At 73.1% G+C, this 19,640-nt stretch carries 5 protein-coding genes; all 5 read right to left on the bottom strand.

What is annotated here, in order from left to right; all coding sequences use genetic code 11:
- Positions 1 to 483: 483 nt before the first annotated feature.
- The 5 genes from RM779_RS08125 to RM779_RS08105 all read right to left on the bottom strand — a co-directional run bounded on the left by RM779_RS08125 (position 484) and on the right by RM779_RS08105 (position 19,608).
- Positions 484 to 9,909 carry an SDR family NAD(P)-dependent oxidoreductase gene (locus tag RM779_RS08125; protein WP_311616985.1) on the bottom strand — a complete coding sequence of 3,142 codons (9,426 nt, stop codon included), beginning with the start codon at positions 9,907 to 9,909 and terminating at the stop codon, positions 484 to 486.
- Between the two features lie 314 nt (positions 9,910 to 10,223).
- Positions 10,224 to 10,418 (bottom strand): ferredoxin, encoded by a 195-nt coding sequence (locus RM779_RS08120; protein WP_311616984.1) that lies wholly within the window; start codon positions 10,416 to 10,418, stop codon positions 10,224 to 10,226.
- The gene (locus RM779_RS08115) at positions 10,415 to 11,677 is read right to left on the bottom strand and encodes a cytochrome P450 (RefSeq protein WP_311616983.1); all 1,263 of its coding nucleotides are present in this window, start codon (positions 11,675 to 11,677) and stop codon (positions 10,415 to 10,417) included. The genes RM779_RS08120 and RM779_RS08115 overlap by 4 nt, the downstream gene beginning before the upstream one ends.
- 36 nt (positions 11,678 to 11,713) lie before the next feature.
- On the bottom strand, positions 11,714 to 13,273 hold the full coding sequence (locus RM779_RS08110) for a long-chain-fatty-acid--CoA ligase (protein ID WP_311616982.1): 1,560 nt from the start codon (positions 13,271 to 13,273) through the stop codon (positions 11,714 to 11,716).
- Positions 13,270 to 19,608 (bottom strand): type I polyketide synthase, encoded by a 6,339-nt coding sequence (locus tag RM779_RS08105; RefSeq protein WP_311616981.1) that lies wholly within the window; start codon positions 19,606 to 19,608, stop codon positions 13,270 to 13,272. Before RM779_RS08105 ends, RM779_RS08110 begins: the two co-directional genes overlap by 4 nt.
- Positions 19,609 to 19,640: the final 32 nt, after the last annotated feature.

Genomic DNA, 19,640 nt, shown 5'->3' with positions numbered 1-19,640 from the left:
TCACAGCACCCCAGGCCGGTCCACCCTCCGAAAGGCGACGAGCTCCCCTCGGAGGTGGAACGGAAGGAGGTAAAGGAGGTAGCAGCTCCATGGGTTCGCTGGAACAGGAACCGGAAACTGATAGCCATTCTGGGCTGGGGAGAGGACCCGTCCCCTGGGGACGCCCCCCAGTCGCCACCCCAGGCGCGCTCCAGTCGTTCCGCACCCCGGGGCCGGGCCCCGCCGGGAGGGCGAGAAGCCCGCAGGACCTCGCGGCCCGCGGGTCCGCGGCGCGCCGGGGGTCGCCCAACGCGCCGAAGGCCCTTGCGGGCACAGGAGAACCGGCCGACGGCCCCTGCCCGGCACACCACGGGTGCTGCACGGTGACGCAGCCGTGGTCGTGCCCTCCATCCCACCGCGGCGTGATCGCCACCGCTCAGGAAGGAAACCCTGGGCACCGGCTCGGGCCGCGCGCGACTCGCCCGCGGCCCGAGCCGGTGCCCCTCACTCGATCCCCAGCTCCTTGTTGATCAGCGCGAACATCTCGTCGTCCGTCGCCGTGGCCAGTGCGTCGTTCCCGTCCTGCGACGCGGCGTCCTCGCCCGGGTCGTCCTCCAGGCCGGCCAGCAGGGCCCGCAGCCGAACCGCGACGGACCGCCGGTCGGCTTCGTCCGCCTCCAGACCCGCCAGTGCGGTACGCAGCCGGTCGAGGTCGTTGAGGATGTCCGTGGCGACGACCCCCTTCTGCTGCGGGAAGAGGTCGGCGTCCAAGCGCTCCATGAGCTGAGTCGGTGTGGGATGCCGGAAGACCACGGTGCTGGGCAGTTTCAGGCCGGTGGCCGCGTTGACGCGGTTGCGGAGTTCGACAGCCGTGAGCGAATCGAATCCCACGTCCCGGAAGGGGCGGTCCGGCTCGACGTCCTCGGCGGTGCCGTGCCGCAGCACGGCGGCGGCGTGGGACCGCACCAGATCCAGCAGCACTCGCTGGCGCTCCGTGGGAGCGACATCCGCGAGCCGCTCCGTCAGAGTCCGCTCGCCCGAGGCGACCGACCGGTCGGCCGCCGGCAGCACGCGCCGCCGCGGGGAACCGACCAGTCCCCGCAGGACGGCCGACAGCTGGCCGGCCGCGGCCTGCTGCCGCAGCCCGGCGAGGTCGAGCCGGGCCGCCACCAGTCCGGCGCCGCCGTCCGCCATGGCCTGGTCGAACAGGGCGAGCCCTTCGGCGGCCTCCAGCGGGGCGATGCCCGTGCGGGAGAGGCGTCCCATGTCCTGGCCGTCCAGATGCCCCGTCATGCCGCTGGCCTGCTGCCACAGCCCCCATGCCAGGGAGACGGCGGGCAGGCCGCGCCCTCGTCGATCGCGGGCCAGGGCATCCAGCACCGCGTTGGCGGCGGCGTAGTTGGCCTGTCCTGCCGTGCCGAGCACGCCGGCCACGGACGAGTAGAGCACGAAGGCGTCCAGGTCGGCCCCCTCGGTCAGTTCATCCAGCAGCAACGCGGCCGCGGCCTTGGCCCGCAGCACCCGCTCGACCTGTTCGGCGGTCATGGCTTCCACGGTGGCGTCATCGAGCAGGCCGGCCGCGTGGACCACGGCGCCGAGCGGCTGTTCCGCGGGGATGCTCGCCAACAGCTTGCCGAGGGATGCCCGGTCGGCGACATCGCAGGCGACAGCCCTGGCCTCCGCGCCGAGGCGGGCCAGTTCCTCGATCAGTTCTGCCGCGCCCTCGGCGGCCGGCCCGCGCCGGCTGGTCAGCAGCAGGTGGCGGACACCGTGCTCGGAGACCAGGTGCCGGGCCAGCAGGGCACCGAGGGTACCCGTGCCGCCGGTGATCAGCACGGTGCGCCCGGCACGCCAGGGACTGCGGGTGGTCAGCACCAGCTTGCCGAGATGGTTGGCGCGTCGCAGTGTGTCGAACGCCTCGTGCGCGGCGTCGATCGGCCAGCTGTTGATCAGCGGTGGCTTGAAGCTGCCGTCCGCGAAGCGGTCGTGGAGGTGGCGCAGGGCGCCACGCACCCGGTCGGGGCTCTCGGACATCAGGTCGAAGTACTGGTACCGCACCCCCTGATGGCCGGCCGCGACGGCGTCCGCGTCCCGGATGTCGGTCTTCCCCATCTCCACGAACCGGCCGCCGTTCGGCAGCAGGTCGAGTGAGGCGTCGGTGAACTCGCCACTGAGGACGTTCATCACCACGTCCAGGCCCGCGCCGCCGGTGGTGGCGAGGAACCGGTCGCGGAAGTCGAGGTCGCGGCTGCTCGCGATGTGGTCGTCGCCCAGACCGAGGTCACGCAGCAGATGGTGCTTGGCCGGGCTCGCGGTGGCGAAGATCTCGGCACCGACGCTCCTGGCCACCTGAAGGGCCGCCAGGCCGAGTCCCCCGGTGGCGGCATGGATCAGCACCCGGTCGCCGCGCGACAGCCCGGCCAGGTCCACCAGGCCCATCCACGCGGTGAGGAAGGCGACCGGTACGGAAGCACCCTGCTCGAAGGTCCACCCGTCCGGCATCCGCGTCAGAGTCCTGGCATCGGCCACGGCGACCGGGCCCATCGCCTCGGGCAGCATGCCCATCACCCGGTCGCCGACGCGCAGTTCCTCGACATCGGGGCCGACCTCCGTCACGGTGCCGGCCCCCTCGACGCCCACGCCTTCGAGGCCAGGCACCATACGCAACGCGACCACGAGATCACGGAAGTTGAGCCCGGCGGCGCCCACCGCGACCCGGACGCATCCCTCCGGCAGCTGTGCCCCCGCCCGGGGGGCGGGCACCGGGACGATGGCGTCAAGACCTTCGCCCGCGTCGGAAACGCCGAGCCGCCAGTGCTCCTCCGGCGGAGCGATGAGACGACGTGCCGCGCGCGTCAGCCGGGGTACGGCCGCCTGCCGCCCGTTCACCCGCAGTTCGGGCTCGCCGCTCGCCCCGGCGGCGGCGCTGAACGCGAACTCCGGGTCGTCCACGGTGTGGACCAGCGTGAACTGGCCGGGCTGCTCGTTCTGCGCGCTGCGCACCAGGCCCGCGACCGCCGCCTGCTCGGGCCGGTCGCCGGAGAGAGCGAAAACGAGACGGGACGTGGAGAAACGCTCGTCGGCCAGCCACTCCTTCATGAGTGCAAGAGTCCCGCCGACCGCCTCCGACACACCTCGCCCCGCGGGGACGGGCAGCACGACGACGGCCGGCGGCGAGTCACGGAGGGCACTCAGGTCCGGCGTCTCGGGGCTGAGCACCTGCCACCTCTCGCCGGCGGGTTCGGAGGCAAGCTCGGCGGCCGGCACCCAGTCGATCCGGTAGAGCCCGTCGACGGGTCCACCGGCGGCGCGCTGGTCGGCGCTCCGCATGACCAGCGACTCGATGAGGGCGGTGGTGCGGCCGACGGTGTCGGTCAGCCGGATGGTGAACGCGTCCGGCCCCTGGGGCGTGATGCGGACGCGGCTGGTACTCGCGCCGGAGGCGTGCAGTTCGACGCCGGAGAAGCTGAACGGCAGAGTCAGGTCGGGGGTGTCTTTCGCCAGGGAGTCCAGCAGCGTGCCGTGCAGGGCGCCGTCCAACAGCGCGGGGTGCAACCCGAAGTGCGCGGCCTCGGCCAGCTGGTCCTGATGGAGCGCGACCTCGGTGAACACCTCGTCGCCGAGCCGCCAGGCCGCCTTGACGCCCTGGAACGCCGGACCGTAGTCGTAGCCCAGCTCGGCGAGCCCGGGGTACAGCTCGGCGATCTCGACCGGCTCGGCCCCGGCCGGCGGCCAGGCGGGGGCGTCAACGGCAGGTTCGGCCGCCGGGACGGGCGTGAGTACCCCGGTGGCGTGGCTGGTCCAGGGCTCGTCCGCACCGGCGTCCGTGCGCCGCGAGTGGGCGGTGAAGGTGTACCCGCGGCCGGCCGCTTCCGTGTCCTCCGAGCCGTGCACCGCGAGCTGGAGCTGTACCGAGCCGCGCTCGGGCACCCGCAGCGGGGCATGGAGGGTGATTTCCTCCAGCCGCCCGCAGCCGGCCGCCTCGCCCGCCTTCAGAGCGAGTTCGACGAACGCGGTGCCGGGAAGCAGCACCGCGCCCTTGACGGCGTGGTCGGTGAGCCACGGCATGGTCCGCCGCGACAGGGTGGCGACGAGCAGCGCACCGTCACCACCGGCGAGCGGGACCACGGTCTCGGCGAGCGGGTGGTCCTGTGCCTGGTTCCCGGGGGCCGGGCTCGTCATCCAGTAGCGCTGGTGCTGGAAGGGATAGGTCGGCAACTCCACCGCACGGGCGCCGGGATGGACCGCCGGCCAGTCGACGGGACCGCCGTTGACGTGGACCTGCGCGAGGGAGGTGAGGAAGCGGTCACTTCCGCCGTCGTCGCGGCGCAGTGTGCCCACGGCCGCCACCTCGTCCTCCGCGTTCTCCTCGATGGCCATGGCGAGCACGGGATGTGCACTCGCCTCGACGAACAGACGGTGTCCCTGGCCGATGAGAGTGCGGGTGACTTCGGCGAAATCCACCGGGGATCGGAGGTTCGTGTACCAGTACTCCGCATCCAGCTCCGGCCCCGCCAGGGCCTCCCCCGTCACCGTCGACAGGAATGGCACCGTGCACACCCCCGGCCGAACGCCGTCCAACACCGCGAGCAGTTCGTCCCGCACCGCCTCCACCTGAGGCGAATGCGACGCGTAATCCACCGCGACGCGCCGCACCCGTACCTCCCGCTTCTCGCACGCCGCCACGAACTCCTCCAGCGCGCTCGGCTCGCCCGCGACCACGGTCGACGACGGACCGTTCACCACCGCCACCGACAACCGGCCCCCCCACTTCGCGGCCAGCTCCTCGGCCGCCGCCCGGTCCAACGCCGCCGACGCCATCCCACCCTTGCCCGCGAGCCGCTCAGCGATCACCCGTGACCGCAGCCCCACCACGCGCGCCCCGTCCTCCAACGACAAGGCACCCGCCACCACAGCAGCCGCGATCTCCCCCTGCGAATGGCCCACCACAGCCGCCGGCACCACACCGAACGACTCCCACAACCGCGCCAACGACACCATCACCGCCCACAGCGTCGGCTGCACCACATCCACCCGCTCCAGCAACTCGTCCGATCCCAGCGCCTTCCACAGGTCCCACTCCACGTAGGACGACAGCGCCCGCCCGCAGTCCTGCAACGCCTCCCGGAACACCGGGAACTCCGCCGCCAGCTCCAACCCCATCCCCGCCCACTGGGACCCCTGTCCGGGAAAAACGAACACCGGCCCCACGCCATCACCGCTCGCCTCACCCGACACCACACCGCCGGGCGACTCCCGCGCCGCCAGCCCCGACAGTCCCGCCGTCATCTCCTCAAGCCCGCGCCCCACCACCACGGCCCGGTACCGGAACGCCGCACGGGTCGTCGCCAGCGACGCTCCCACGTCCCGCAACGAAAGCTTGCCGCTCCCCACGAACCCGGCCAGCCGCCGCGCCTGCGCGGCCAACGCGTCGCGCGACGTGGCCGACAACGGCCACAGCACCGTCTCCGGCCGCGAGGGCCGGGTCCCGGCCGGCTCGAAGGGTTCGGGAGGTTCGGAGGGTTCGGAGGGCGCTTCGAGGATGACGTGGGCGTTGGTGCCGCTGATACCGAAGGAGGACACGGCGGCGCGGCGCGGGCGGTCGCGCTCGGGCCAGGGCAGCGGCTCGACCAGCAGGGAGAGACCGCCACTCGACCAATCCACGTGCGGCGACGGCTGGTCCACGTGCAGCGTCCTGGGCAGTGTCCCCTCCCGCATGGCCATGACCATCTTGACCACACCACCGACACCCGCGGCCGCCTGGGCATGCCCGATGTTGGACTTCAGCGACCCCAGGTGGAGCGGGTCGTCGCCGTTCCGGCCCCGCCCATAGGTGGCCAGCAGCGCGGTCGCCTCGATCGGGTCGCCGAGCGTGGTGCCCGTTCCATGTGCCTCCACCGCGTCCACGTCGGCGCCGTCGAGCCCCGCAGCTGCCAGGGCCTGGCGAATGACGTGCTCCTGCGAGGAGCCATTGGGGGCCGTCAGCCCGTTGCTGGCCCCGTCCTGGTTGATCGCCGAGCCGCGCAGCACGGCGAGGACCCGATGTCCCGCGCGCCGTGCCTCGCTAAGGCGCTGCAGCACCAGGACGCCGACGCCCTCCCCCCAGCCGGTGCCGTCGGCGGCGGCGGCGAACGCCTTGCAGCGCCCGTCGGGAGACAGCCCGCGCTGGCGGCTGAACTCCAGAAACATGCCAGGATTCGGCATCACCGTGACACCGCCGGCCAGCGCCATTGAACAGTCGCCCTGCCGCAGAGCCTGGGCGGCCAGATGGATGGCGACGAGGGAGGAGGAGCAGGCTGTGTCGACAGTGATGGCCGGCCCGTTGAAGCCCAGGGTGTAAGAGACGCGGCCGGAGAGGACGCTGGCGGCGTTGCCGGTGAGCAGTTGCCCTTCGAGCCCTTCTGGGGCCTGGTGCAGCGGCGCCCCGTACTCCTGCGCCATGGCGCCGACGAAGACGCCCGTCGGAGTTCCCCGCAGGGCCGGGGGGGCGATGCCGGCGCGTTCGATCGCCTCCCAGGACGTCTCCAGCATCAGCCGCTGTTGCGGGTCCATGGTCTGAGCCTCGCGTGGCGAGATCCCGAAGAAGGGCGCGTCGAATTCGGCAACGCTGTCGAGGAAGCCGCCCTTCCTGGTGTAGGAGGAGCCGTGGTGCTCCGGGTCGGGGTCGTACAGCGCGTCCAGGTCCCAGCCGCGGTCGGTGGGGAAGTCGCCCACGGCGTCCCGGCCTTCGGCCACGAGCTGCCACAGATCTTCCGGGCCGGCGACGCCGCCGGGGAAGCGGCAGGCCATGCCGACGATGGCGATCGGCTCGTCGGCCGCGCCCACGTTCGCCGTCGGCAGGTCGCCGTCGGGGTCGCCCACCAGGTCCGTGCGCAGGCGTTCGGCCAGCTCAGCCGGGGTGGGGTGGGAGAAGAGGACCCCGGAGGGCAGCCGCAGGCCGGTGGCCGAGTTCAGCCGGTCGCGCAGTTCGACGGACATGTGCGAGTCGAAGCCGGCCTCCTTGAACGGGACGGTCCTGTCGACCCGTCCTGAGTCGGCGTGGCCGAGCACGGCGGCAGTGTGTCGGCGGACGAGGTCCGTCAGCAGTTCGCGCTGCTGCCCGGCGTTCCTGCCCGCGAGTCCTGGCACAGAAGCGGCGGCTGAACTCCGGGCGGTGTACTCGTCCGCGGCGTCGGTCTCCGCGGTCGGCTGCCGGAGCGGAGGCGGAGCGTAGGAGCCGGCACCTTCCAGCCAGTGACTCTCTCGCTGGAAAGGGTAGGTGGGCAGTTCGACACGGCGGCGGGCGTACCCTTCGAAGAGTCCGTCCCATGCCACGTGCGCCCCATGGGCCCACGCCTGGGCGAGGGAGGCGAGGAAGCGTTCGGGCACGCCGTCGTCGCGGCGCAGCGTGCCCAGGGCCCGGGCATCGACGCCCGTATCGGCGACCTCGGCGGTCTCCGCCACGCTGCCGACCAGCACGGGGTGCGGGCTGACCTCGACGAACAGGTCGTGTCCCCGCTCGATGAGGATACGGGTGGCGTCGGCGAACTCCACGGTGGAGCGAAGGTTGGTGTACCAATACTCCGCGTCCAGTTCCGGGCCTTGGAGCTCCTTGCCCGTCACCGTCGAGAGAAACGGAACCACGCACGGCCGGGGTCGCACCCCGGCCAGCGCCTGGAGCAGTTCCTCACGCACCGCCTCCACCAGAACCGAGTGCGAAGCGTAGTCCACCGGTATGCGCCGCACCCGCACTTCGCGCGCCGCGCACTCGGCGTCGAGCTCGTCCAGCGCCTCCAGTTCGCCCGACACCACCGTCGAGGACGGGCCGTTCACCGCGCCCACCGACAAGCGCCCCGCCCACCGGGCGGTCAGCTCCTCGGTCGCCTCCCGGGCCAGCGCGATGGATGCCATCCCGCCCCGGCCGGCCAGTCGCCGGTCGAGCACCTGCGAGCGCAGCGCCACCACCCGGGCGCCGTCCTCCAACGACAGCGCACCCGCCACGACGGCGGCTGCGATCTCGCCCTGCGAATGACCCACCACGGCCGACGGCACCACGCCGAACGACTCCCACAGCCGCGCCAGCGACACCATCACGGCCCACAACGCCGGCTGTACGGCGTCCGCCCGGCCCAGCAGCAGCGCGGGAGAGCCCAGCAGCTCGCGCAAGGACCAGTCCACATGCTCCGACAGCACCCGCTCGCACTCCGCCAGTGCCTCCCGGAACACGGGGAACTCCGCCGCCAGCGCCAGCCCCATGCCGACCCACTGCGACCCCTGACCGGGGAACACGAAGACCGGGCCCGCGTCGCCGCCCACGACCCCGGACACAACGCCGCCGGGCAGCTCTCCGGCGGCCAGCCCGGACAGTCCGGCCATCAGCTCCGCCCGCTCGCGCCCCACCACCACGGCGCGGTGCCGGAAGGCTGTGCGCGTGCCGGCCAGCGAAGCGCCCAGTTCTGGCAAGGGCACGCCGCCGTCGGCCAGGAACGCGGCCAGCTGCCCACTCTGCGCCGCAAGGGCCTCGCGCGAGGCACCCGACAGCGGCCAGGCCAGGACGCCCTGGTCCGTCGGCGCGGCGGCCGGCTCCTCGTTCCGTCCGGCGTCCGGTGCGAACTTCGCCAGGACGACGTGACAGTTGGTGCCGCCCAGACCGAACGAGGAAACGCCCGCGAGCGGCTGCTCGTCCTCCCCGGGCCAGGGGCCGCATTCCGTCCGGACCCGCAGATTGAGGGTGTCCAGGGGAATGCCGGGGTTGGGCTCGGCGTAGTTGAGGCTCGGCGGGAGTTCACCGCGGCTGAGGCTGAGAACGACCTTGAGGAGGGCGGCGATGCCGGCCGCGCTTTCCAGGTGGCCGATGTTCGTCTTCACGGAGCCGACGTACAGCGGGTCGCCGACTGGGCGGGCGGCGCCGAGGACGGCCCCGAGGGCCGCCGCCTCGATCGGGTCCCCCACCGGGGTCCCGGTGCCGTGGAGCTCCACGTACCGCACGTGGTCCGGACGGGTGCCGGCACGCTCATGGGCGAGGCGCAGCACCTCCTCCTGCGCCTCGCGGCGGGGGGCTGTCAGGTTGTCGCCGCCGCCATCGTTGTTGACGGCACTGCCGCGGATCACACAATGCACCGGGTCGCCGTCCGCCAGGGCGATGGACAGCGGCTTGAGAACGAGCACGGCGCCGCCCTCGCCACGGACGTAGCCGTCGGCCCTGGAGTCGAAGGTGCGACAGCGCCCGCTGGGGGACATCGCGCCCATGGCGGCCGAGGTGGCGACGGAACCCTCACCGAGGATCAGGTTAACGCCGCCGACGAGGGCCGCGGTGGCCTCGCCACGGCGCAGGCTCTCGCAGGCCAGGTGCACGGCCACCAGGGAGGAGGACTGGCCGGAGTCGACGGTGAGGCTGGGTCCGTTCAGGCCGAGCAGATAGGAGACCCGGTTGGCCAGCATGGTGCGGCGGGTGCCGGCGAAGCTGTGCGGGCCGAGATTGTTGGCGCCGCTGAGGACGGCCAGTTCGGCGTAGTCGTCCCACATCGAGGAGGCGAAAACGGCGGTACGCGTGTCCCTGAGGTCGCCCGGCACGATCCCGGCGTGTTCCAGCGCCTCCCAGGACAACTCCAGCATCAGGCGCTGCTGCGGGTCCATGGCCCGCGCCTCTCGCGGGGAGATGCCGAAGAACGGTGCGTCGAAGGTGTCCACGCGGTCCAGGTAGCCGGCCGGGCCGCTGCCCGTCAGGGCGCCGCCCGGCGCCTCGCGACGGCTGTCCGCGGCTGGGCCGACGGCGTCCCGGCCCTCCCGCAGCAATTGCCAGAACTCGGCCGGGGAAGGGGCTCCCGGCAGACGGCAGGCCAGGCCGACGACTGCGACGGGTTCACCGCCGCGGCTGTCGGGCCCGCCCGGGACGGTCCGCGCATCGGACTGCCTCGACGCCGCAGACGCCTTCGACTTCTGGACCGTCATGTTTCTGAACTCCCGCTGTGACGTGCATTGGTCATGCAGTGAATGCCGCTGGTGCGACGCCGCGGCCGCCTGCCGATTCGGCATCGGGGCGTCCAGGACACGCCCCGCGCCCTCCTCCCGGACGCCACCCGGCCCGTTGAAATGCGGTTCACCGTCGCATCCGGTCCGCGCCGACACGTGAAGACACCGGGTTCCTGTGGTCGGCCGTCACCCCTCCGGTCATTCTGTGGCGGGCCGGTCGGGCCGTGGCTCGGGGGCCTCCCCCGGCCCACACCCCAGTCCTTCCTCAGGTCCGCGGCCGGGCCCGGCGCGACTCAGGCTTCTACGGCGATGACGTCCGCCGGGCAGGCGTGAACCGCGCGGCGCACGTCCTCCTGATGTTCCTCGGGCGGTGCCTCCCGCAGCAGAACGACCACACCGTCGTCCTCCCCGAGGTCGAACACCTCCGGCGCCAGCAGGGCGCACATGCCCGAGGAGACACAGGCGGACCTGTCCAGCCGGACCTTCATCGCGCGGCCTCCCCGGCGGGCAGGATCTCGTCCCAGGTGACCGGCACGCGTTCCGGCCCGATGACGGCCGTGTCCGTCTTGAACGGGATCTCCTCGAAGGGGACGGCGAGGGCCAGGGAGGGCACGCGGCGCAGCAGCGTCTCCAGGGCGAGGGCGAGTTCGATCCGGGCGGTCTGCTGCCCGAAGCACTGGTGGGTGCCGTAGCCGAAGCCGAGGTGTCCGTCGGTACGGCGGTCGAGGTCAAGACGTTCCGGGTTGGGGAACATGGACGGGTCGTGGTCGGCCGCCTGGATCGCCACCAGGACCAGGTCGCCCTTGGCGACCGGCCGGCCGCCGATGGTGGTGTCCTCGGCGGCCTGGCGCGTGATACCGGCGGCCCCGCCGAGCAGCCGGACCATCTCCTCGACGGCGGCGGGCACCAGCTCGGGAGCGGACCGCAGACGTGCGAGCTGGCCCGGGTCGCCGAGCAGGGCGAGCACACCGTGGGCGAGCACGGTGGCGGTGTTGTCGAAGCCCGCGACCAGCATCACGGCGCTCATGGCGACCAGTTCGAAGTCCGTGAACGGCTCGTCACTCGCGTCGCCGCGGGCGATCATGCGGCTGAGCGCGTCGTCACCCGGTTCGGCACGGCGGCGCTGCACGAGGCCGAACAGGTACTGATACAGCGGCTGGAGCGCGGTGGCCAGCTCGGCCTGGCTGGTGGTGCCGGTGAACACGGCCGCCGCGGCCTTGTGGAACAACTCCCGGTCGGCATAGGGGACGCCGACCAGCCCGCCGATGGCGGCGGTGGTGACGGGAATGGCGAAGTCCCAGTAGAGATCGGCGGGCGGCCCGGCGGCGGCGAGCGCGTCGAGGCGTTCGTCGATCACCTTCTGCACCGCGGGGCGGAGGGCGGCCAGCCGCTTCGGGGCGCTCACCTCCGGACCGATGTGACGGCGGAAGCGCTGGTAGTCCGCGCCGTCCATGCGGGTGAACTCGCCCTCCCCGACCGGGCGTCCGGGATCGGCGTGGGCCATGAGGTGAGCCACCTGGCCGGAACGGCTGCTGAACCGTTCGGAGTCTCCGAGGACTTCGCGGACATCGGCGTAGCGCGTGACGAGCCACGCGGTGACGCCGGTGGGACAGGCCACCCGGGTGACGGGCGCTTCGGCGCGGAGCCTGGCGAACTCCGGGGCGGGCCCGAAGGGGCACTCGGCCGGCTTGGGCATGGGGAGGTCGAGCAGGCCGGGTGAGCCCGGGTCGCGCGTGGACTGATCCATGATGTCCTTCTCTTCTTCGGCCGTCCGGGAGGGGCGTTACTCGTCGCGCAGGTGGCGGCGCAGGACTTTGCCCGCGGCGTTGCGGGGCAGCTCGTCGAGGAACTGGTAGTCGGTGGGGGCTTTGTAGTCGGCCAGCCGGTCCTTGAGGAACAGCCGCAGGTCGCGGGCCGTGGGCCGGGTGCCGGGCCGGGAGACGACGCAGGCCCGGACGGCCTCGCCGCGTATCTCGTGGGCGATGCCGACGACGGCGGCGTCGGCCACGTCGGGATGGGCGCGCAGGGCCTCCTCGACCTCGGCCGGGTAGACGTTCTCGCCGCCGACGAGGATGACGTCCTTGATGCGGTCGTGGAGGTAGACGTAGCCGTCCTCGTCGACGTGACCGGCGTCGCCGGTGTGCAGCCAGCCATCGGCGAGGACCTGACGGGTCTGGCCGGGCTGCTTCCAGTAGCCCGTCATCACCGCGGGGGTGTCGATCCACAGCTCCCCCACCTCCCCCGCCGGCAGCGGATTGCCGTCGCGGTCCACGGCCTGGACCGCGACGCCCGGGTAGGGGCGGCCGACGGCCTTCAGGCGCGGGTTGCCCGGCACGTGGTCGGCCGGGGGAAGGCAGACGGCGGACGCGCAGGTCTCGGTGAGGCCGTAGATCTGGGCGAAGGCACAGCCCATCACTTCGAGGCACTGCCGAAGCAGCGGCTCCGGCATCGGGGAACCGCCGTAGACCACCTTGCGCAGACCGGCGAACGCCTCGGGTCCCGCGCCGGGCTCGGCCAGCAGGATCTGGAGCATGGACGGCACCACCAGGGTGGTGGTGATCCCCCTGTCGCGGAACAGCGCCAGGGCGCGGGGGGCGTCGAAGCCCTGCGCGAGGACATTGGTGGCACCGGCCCGGTACCCCTGGAGGAACCACCAGGGACCGCCGATGTGGTGACCGGGCAGCACGTTGAGACTGCGGTCACCGGGCAGCCAGTCGAGCCAGTCCAGGTCGTGCCGGGCCAGCAGGTCGTTGATGGCCCAGAAGGTGCTCTGGGCCAGGACAACGCCCTTGGGCGCGCCGGTGGTGCCGCTGGTGTACATCTGCACCAGGGCGCCGCCGGGCCCGGGAACCGTGGGCACCTCGGAGTCCGGGTGGCCGGTCTGCCAGTCGGCGAGTACCGGCGCGTCCCCGGTGGCCTCGTCGAGGGTGACCACGGTACGCAGCGCCGGCAGGCCGGGGCGGATGCCCTCCACGTCCCGCAGGTGGCCGGGGTCGGCGAAGAGGAGTTCGGCACCGGAGTCGCCGAGCACGTGACCGATCTCGCCCGGCGTCAGGCGGGGGTCGACGGGCACCAGCACCGCGCCGGTCTTCGCGCACGCCAGCAGCAGGTCGTAGTAGTGCTCGCTGTCGCGCCCGAGGTAGGCGATACGCATGCCGGGGACGCCCCCCGCGCCCAGCAGGGCATGGGCCGTCCGGTTGCTGCGCAGGTGGAGCTCGCGGAAGGTCACCGTGCGGCCGGCGCATTCGACGGCGGGCTCGTCGGGCCGGTGGGCGGCGTGGTGGGCCGCGGTGGCCGCGAGGGTGGGCAGGCGACCGGTCGGGGCGGCGGCAACGCTGGTCATCGTTCGTCCTCCTCGGGGGCGGACAGCAGCCCCTCGACGAACTCGGCGAGGGCACTCACGGACGGGTGGTCGAAGGTGGCGGCGGTGGACAGGGGGACGCGGAAGCACAGTTCGAGGGCGTTCTTCAGTTCCACGGCGGCCAGGGAGTCCAGGCCGATCTCGAAGAACCGCGCCTCGGGCGGTACGTCGTCGGCGTCCTCGAAGTGCAGCTGGTCCGCGATGATGCGCTGCACGACACCGACCACGGAATCGCGGCGTTCCGCGCGCGGCTGGGCGAGCAGGGCTTCGAGGTCCACCTCGACGCGGGCGCCGCGCTGGGGGCGGGCGACGCGTTCGTAGAGCGCGTTGGGCTGCGGGCGGGTGCTCGCGCAGCGGTCCCAGTCGACCTCGGCGATGGCGGCCTGGGGGCGTGGCCGCTCCAGCAGCCGGAACAGGGCCCGCATGCCGGAGGTCGCGGCGAAGAAGCGGAACCCCTGGTGTTCGATGTTGGCGATGTGCTGTTCGTCCATGGCGGCGGCCAGACCGATCTCGCCCCAGGCGCCCCAGTTGACGCTGAGACCCGGGAGTCCCGCGGCATGCCTGCGGCACAGCAGGGTGTCGAGAAAGGCGTTGCCGGCGGCGTAGTTGGCCTGGCCCCGGGAGCCGAGCACGGAGGTGACGGAGGAGTAGCCGATGAAGAACCGCAGCGTCGGGAACGACAGACTGGCCTCGTGCAGCAGCCAGCTGCCGTAGACCTTGGCGCCGAAGACGGTGTCGATGCTCTCCCAGGTCTGCGAGGCGACGGGGGCGTCGGCCAGGACGCCCGCGGCGTGCACGATGCCGCCCAGAGGTGCGGTCCTGGCGTGCAGGGCAGCGGCGAAGCGGGCCACGTCGTCGGGGTCGCCGACGTCGCCGGTGAGCACCGCCAGGTCGACCCCGGGGCCGAGGCGGGCGCGGAACGCGGTGAGGTCGGCGTCGTCGGGCCGGGTCCGGCCGGCCACCACGAGGTGGCGCGCCCCCTGACCGACGAGGCGTTCCGCGGCCAGCCGGCCGAGGGCGCCCAGGCCGCCGGTGATCAGGTAGGTCTCGCGCGGGCTGATGCGCGCCGGCGGCGGGGCGGGCCCGTCGTCGGTGCGGAAGAGGAGCGCGGTGGCGGCCGTTCCGGTGCCGCGGCTGACCGCGGCGAACGCCTCCTCGGTCTCGTCGAGGGTGTAGGCGGTGACCGGTACCGCGGAGAGGAGGCCCTCGGCGAGCTGGCCGGCCAGCTCGCCGAGGGTGTCGTGGGCCAGCCGCAGAGCCTGTTCCTCGGACTCCTGGGAGCGGTCGAGGTAGGTCAGGTCGGGGCGGGCGGCGTGAATCTCCTCCCGGCCGAGGGCACTGTCCCGGCCCAGGCCGGCGAAGCGGGCCCCGGGGGCCGCGACCGCGAGGGCGGCTTCGGTGAATTCACGGGTGAAGCTCTCGATGACGAGGTCGGCCCCGTGCCCGCCGGTCGCCTCCCGCACCTGTTCCGCGAAGTCGAGGCCGGGAGCCTCGATCAGGCGGGTGCCCGGCGGCAGGTCCGGCTGTCCGGGCGCGGGGCCGCCGGTGACGGCGAGCACTTCCGCCCCGGCCCGCAGCGCGAGCTGGGCGGCGGCGTGCCCGGTGCCGTCGGGTGTCGCATGCACCAGCACGGTGTCGCCTGGGCGTACCGCGGCCAGGTGCAAGGCGCGGTGCGCGGGCAGGAACGCGCCGGGGAGAGCGGCCGCCTCCGGCAGCGTCAGCCCGTCGGGGACGCGGACCGCGTGGGCGGAGTCAACGGTGATGCGACCGCGGAGGGCACCGGGGTGGACGATCATCACCCGGTCCCCGGGGCGGTACATGGCGCCGGGGCCCGCGGCGGTGACCACGCCGGCGCACTGCTGGCCCAGCGGCACCGCGTCGGGGTCGGCACCGGCCTCCTCCGCGACCCGCCGGGACAGGCCGAGGACGTTGAACACGTCGTAGTGGCTCACACCGGCGGCGTGCACCCGCACCTGGATGGCGGAGCCCTCGGGGTCAGGGTCCGATTCGGGCAGGGGCACGGCGGCGACGCCGCTGAATCTGCCGTGTTCCCGGACGACCAACTCGACGTCCCCGGCCGGGTCGCCGAGGCCGGCGAAGACACGGCGGACGTGCCGCAGGCCCGCGCGGTAGGCGATCTGGAACTCGGTGGCCTCGGCGGCCGGCCATTCCTCCAGCAGCGGGGCATAGGCGGCGGCGGTGCCGCCGGGCGGCAGGTCGACCAGGGTCACGCGCTGGGCGGGGTATTCGGTCCACATCACGTGGCCGAAGCCCCACAGCGTCGCGGCGGCGGGCGCCCGCAGCGGCTCGCCCGGTCCCGGCGGGGGGTCGCCCGGCAGCACCTGGGCGCCCTCGGTGACCAGCCACAGCCGCCGCGCGGAGCCGGACGCCGTCGCCTCCAGCACGTCGCGCAGGGCGAGCAGGCTGCGGAAATTGCGTTCGCACTCGTCGCGCAGGGACTCGTCCGCGGTGCCGGCCTGCTGCCAGAACCAGGCGACGTCGGTCACGGACTCGTTCAGCAGCGGGGCCGCGTCCGCCGGTTCGGCGACCGGGATCACGGTGACCTCCCCCGTCTTCGCCAGGTCGCTGAGCGCGGCGAGGTCGGGGGTGCGGGCGCCGATCGCGAGGACCTGACGGGGTTCCGCGGCTTCCGGGCGGGCGGCCCGTTTGACCCAGCGCACCTCGGAGTACATGCGGTCGCGGTCGGGGGCGGCGCCGGCGACGCGCCGCAGGGTGAGCCCCTGGAGCACGAACACGGTCCGGTCCCCGTCCAGCAGCAGCAGGTCGGCCGTCGGGCCTGACTCCCCCGCCTCGTCCGGGGCGGGCGGGTGAAGGCGCAGGACACTGCGGAGGGTGGTGCCGCGCGGTTTCTTGACGAAACGGCAGCGGGCGAAGCCGACGGGCATGGCGACCCCGTCGTCGGGCCCGGCGAGGCCGGCCATGCTCTGGAACGCGCAGTCAAGAACGGTGGGCGGCAGGTACGAGCCGGGCATGGCCTCGGGGCCGGCCAGTTCACCGAGGGCGAGCAGGCCGGGGTGCGCTTCGCTGACACGCAGGCCGCGGAAGGACGGACCGTAGTCGACGCCGAGGTCGGCGAAGTCGGCGTACAGTTCGTCGGCCGTGCGCCGGGAGAGCGGGGCGGAGGCATCGCGGGCCGCCTTCCGCAGCAGCTCCTCCGCGGCGAGGCCGTTCTCCGTGCCGGGCAGGGCGGGGGCCCGGAGAACGGCGGTGACGTGGGTACGTTCGATGGAGGCCGCGCCGGGCCCGCCGCCGGCGGTGTCTCGGGCGTCGTCGGCGTCGTCGGCGTCGTGCACCAGGCTGGTGATCCTGATGTCGGCGGCGCCGTCGGGCCGAGGCGTCAGCTCGGTGCGCAAAGTGACGGCGGAGTCGTCCTCGGGCAGGAACAGCGCCTCGTGGATGCCGACGTCGGCCAGTTCCAGGCTTGTCTCGCCGTGGACCGCGTCCTGGAGGGCGAGCAGCATCTCGACATAGCCGGCGCCGGGGAAGACGACCTTGCCCATGACCTTGTGGTCGGTGAGGTAGCCCGGCCGGGTGGCGCTGACCGCGGACGAGAACGTCCGCGTGCCGCGTGTCCGTTCCTCCTCCGTGGTGGTCTCCCTGCCGAGCAGGGGGTGGGCGTCCGCAGCCGTACCCGATCCCGCCCCCTTGCCGCCCCCGGCCGGGGTCGGCAGCCAGTGCCTTCGCCGGTCGAACGCGTAGGTGGGCAGGTCCACGCGGTGGCCCTCCCGGCCCGCGTGGTGGCCGGCCCAGTCCACGGGCACGCCCGTGGTGTAGAGGGCGGCCAGGGTCTGGCGGGCGACGGTGCCGTCGGCGTCGTCGGGGTGCAGGCTGTTCAGCCACAGATGGTCGGCGTCGCCGTCGAGGCACTGCTTGCCCATGCCGGTGAGGTCGCCCGCGGGGCCGGCCTCCAGGAAGGCGTGCCGCCCCCGGTCGGCGATGGCACGCATGCCGTCGGCGAAGCGGACGGCACCCCGCAGGTGGCGGCCCCAGTAGGCGGGAGTGGCCAGTTCCGCGGGGTCGGCCACCGCGCCGGTGAGGTTGGAGACGATCGCGAACTGCGGCTCGTGGAAGGTGAGCGAGGCGACGACCTCGGTCAGGGCTTCCGCGGCCTCGGCCATCAGCGGGGAGTGGGAAGCGCAGGACACCGCGATGCGCCGGGTGCGTATCTCCCGCTCCGCCAGCTCGGCCTCCACCTGGGCGAGGGAGTCGGTGGCGCCCGAGAGCACGAGCTGCCTGGTGCCGTTGACGGCCGCCAGGGAGACGTCGTCGAACCTGTCCAGGAACGGGCCTACCTGGGCGGTCGTGGCCTCGACCGCGGACATCGCGCCGGGCGGTGAGGCGTGCATGAGACGACCGCGGGCCGCCATCAGGGTGGTGGCGTCGTCGAGCGTGAACAGGCCGGCGATGGTACAGGCGGCGATCTCCCCGATGCTGTGACCGGCGAGGACGGAGGGCCGTACGCCCCAGGACAGCCAGGTCATGCCGACCGCGTACTCCAGCGCGAACAGCGCGGGTTGCATGTAGTCGATGCGGTGGATGAGTTCCGCGTCGTCGGTGTCGCCGAGCAGCATGTCCCGCACCGAGCGGCCGAGGTGGGGGGCCAGGAGCCGGTCGCAGTCGTCCAGGTACCGGCGGAACTCGGGGAATTGGCGGTACCAGGGGCGTCCCATGCCGACGTACTGGGAGCCGCCGCCGGAGAAGAGGAACGCCACCTTCGGGGCCGTCGCGCTGCCGCGGCCGGCCCGGGTGGCGCGCGTGAGGCCGCGGTCGAGCAGCCGGGCGATGTCGTCATTGGTGCGGGCCGTGCCCGCTAGGCGCAGCGCGAAGTCGGCGCGCGCGGTGTTGGCGGTGTAGCACAGGTCGGCGGTGCTCGTCCCGGGCCGCTCGCGCAGCAGTTGCTGGTAGCGGCGGATCTGCCCGCGCAGCGCGGGTGCGCTCTTGGCGGAGAGCGTGAAGACGTGCGCGGTGTCCTCATGCGGCGGGGCCGGGGCGGCGGGCGCCTCGGGGGCCTGCTCCAGGACCACGGTGGCAAGAGTGCCGGTGAGGCCGAAGGAGTTGACCAGGGCCCGGCGGGTCCCGCCCGGCCAGGGGCGGCACGTGGTGGGCACGGTGACGGGGCTGGTCTCCCAGGGGATGTGACGGGAGGGGGTGTTGAAGTTCAGATGGGGGTAGATGCGGGCTTCCCGCAGCTGGAGGGCGGTCTTGATGACGCCGCCGATGCCCGCGGCCGACTCCATGTGCCCGATGTTCGTCTTGAGCGAGCCGACGGGAACGGGATTGTCGGGGGTGCGGGAGACGCGGAAGACATTGCTGATCGCGCCGATCTCGATGGGGTCGCCGAGCGGCGTCCCGGTGCCGTGCGCCTCGATGTAGGAGATGTCGTCCGGTTCGAGGCCGGCGCTGGCCAGGGCCGCGCGCAGCAGCCCCTCCTGCGCCGTGCCGTTGGGCACCATCAGGGAACTGGACTCGCCGTCCTGGCCGATCGCCGAGCCACGGACGAGGGCGTAGACGCGGTCCCCCGCGGCCACCGCGTCGGAGAGCCGTTTGAGGGCGATGACCGCGGCGCCCTCGGCGCGGCAGTAACCGTTCGCCGCGTCGTCGAACGTTTTGCACTGGCCGTCGGGAGACAGCATCTTGCCCTGACTGGCCAGGATGTAGGGGCGCGGGCTGACGATGGTGTTGACGCCGCCGCACAGCGCGAGATCGGTCTCGCCCGCGCGCAGCCCCTGGGCCGCGAGGTGCAGCGCGACAAGCGAGGCGGAGCAGGCCGTGTCGACGGTGATGCAGGGGCCGCGCCACCCGAGGAAGTAGGACAGCCGGCCGGACACGGCGCTGAGTGCCGCCCCGGTGGGCATGTAGCTGTTGAGCTCCTCGGGCGAGTAGTCGGCCATCTCCCCCGCGTAATCCATGTTGCTGACGGCGATGTACACCCCGCCGCCGCCATGCCGCAGCGGGCCGGGATCGATGCCCGCGTCCTCCAGCGCCTCCCAGGCGACCTCCAGCGTGAGCCGCTGCTGGGGATCGATGTAATCGGCTTCCTTGGGCGAGATGTTGAAGAACTTGGCGTCGAACTGGTCGAGATCGTCGAGGAAGCCGCCCTGTGCGCTGCGGATGGTGCCCTGCGCGTCGGGATCGTTCGAGTGCAGCGCTTCGGCGTCCCAGCGGTCGGTGGGCAGGGGGCGCACGCCGGACTGTCCGGTGCGCAGGAACTCGGCGAAGCCGTCCGGTGTGTCGTTGCCACCTGGCAGTCGCAGGCCGATGCCCACGATGGCGATGGGTTCCTGGGGGTTGGACATGTGGGTGACTCCTCCTCGGCCTGTGTCGCGCG

The sequence above is a fragment of the Streptomyces johnsoniae genome (genome assembly GCF_031845565.1).
Classification (GTDB): Bacteria; Actinomycetota; Actinomycetes; order Streptomycetales; family Streptomycetaceae; genus Streptomyces; species Streptomyces johnsoniae.
Note: the sequence above shows the minus strand (reverse complement) of the source record. Positions and strands in the feature narration are given on the sequence as shown.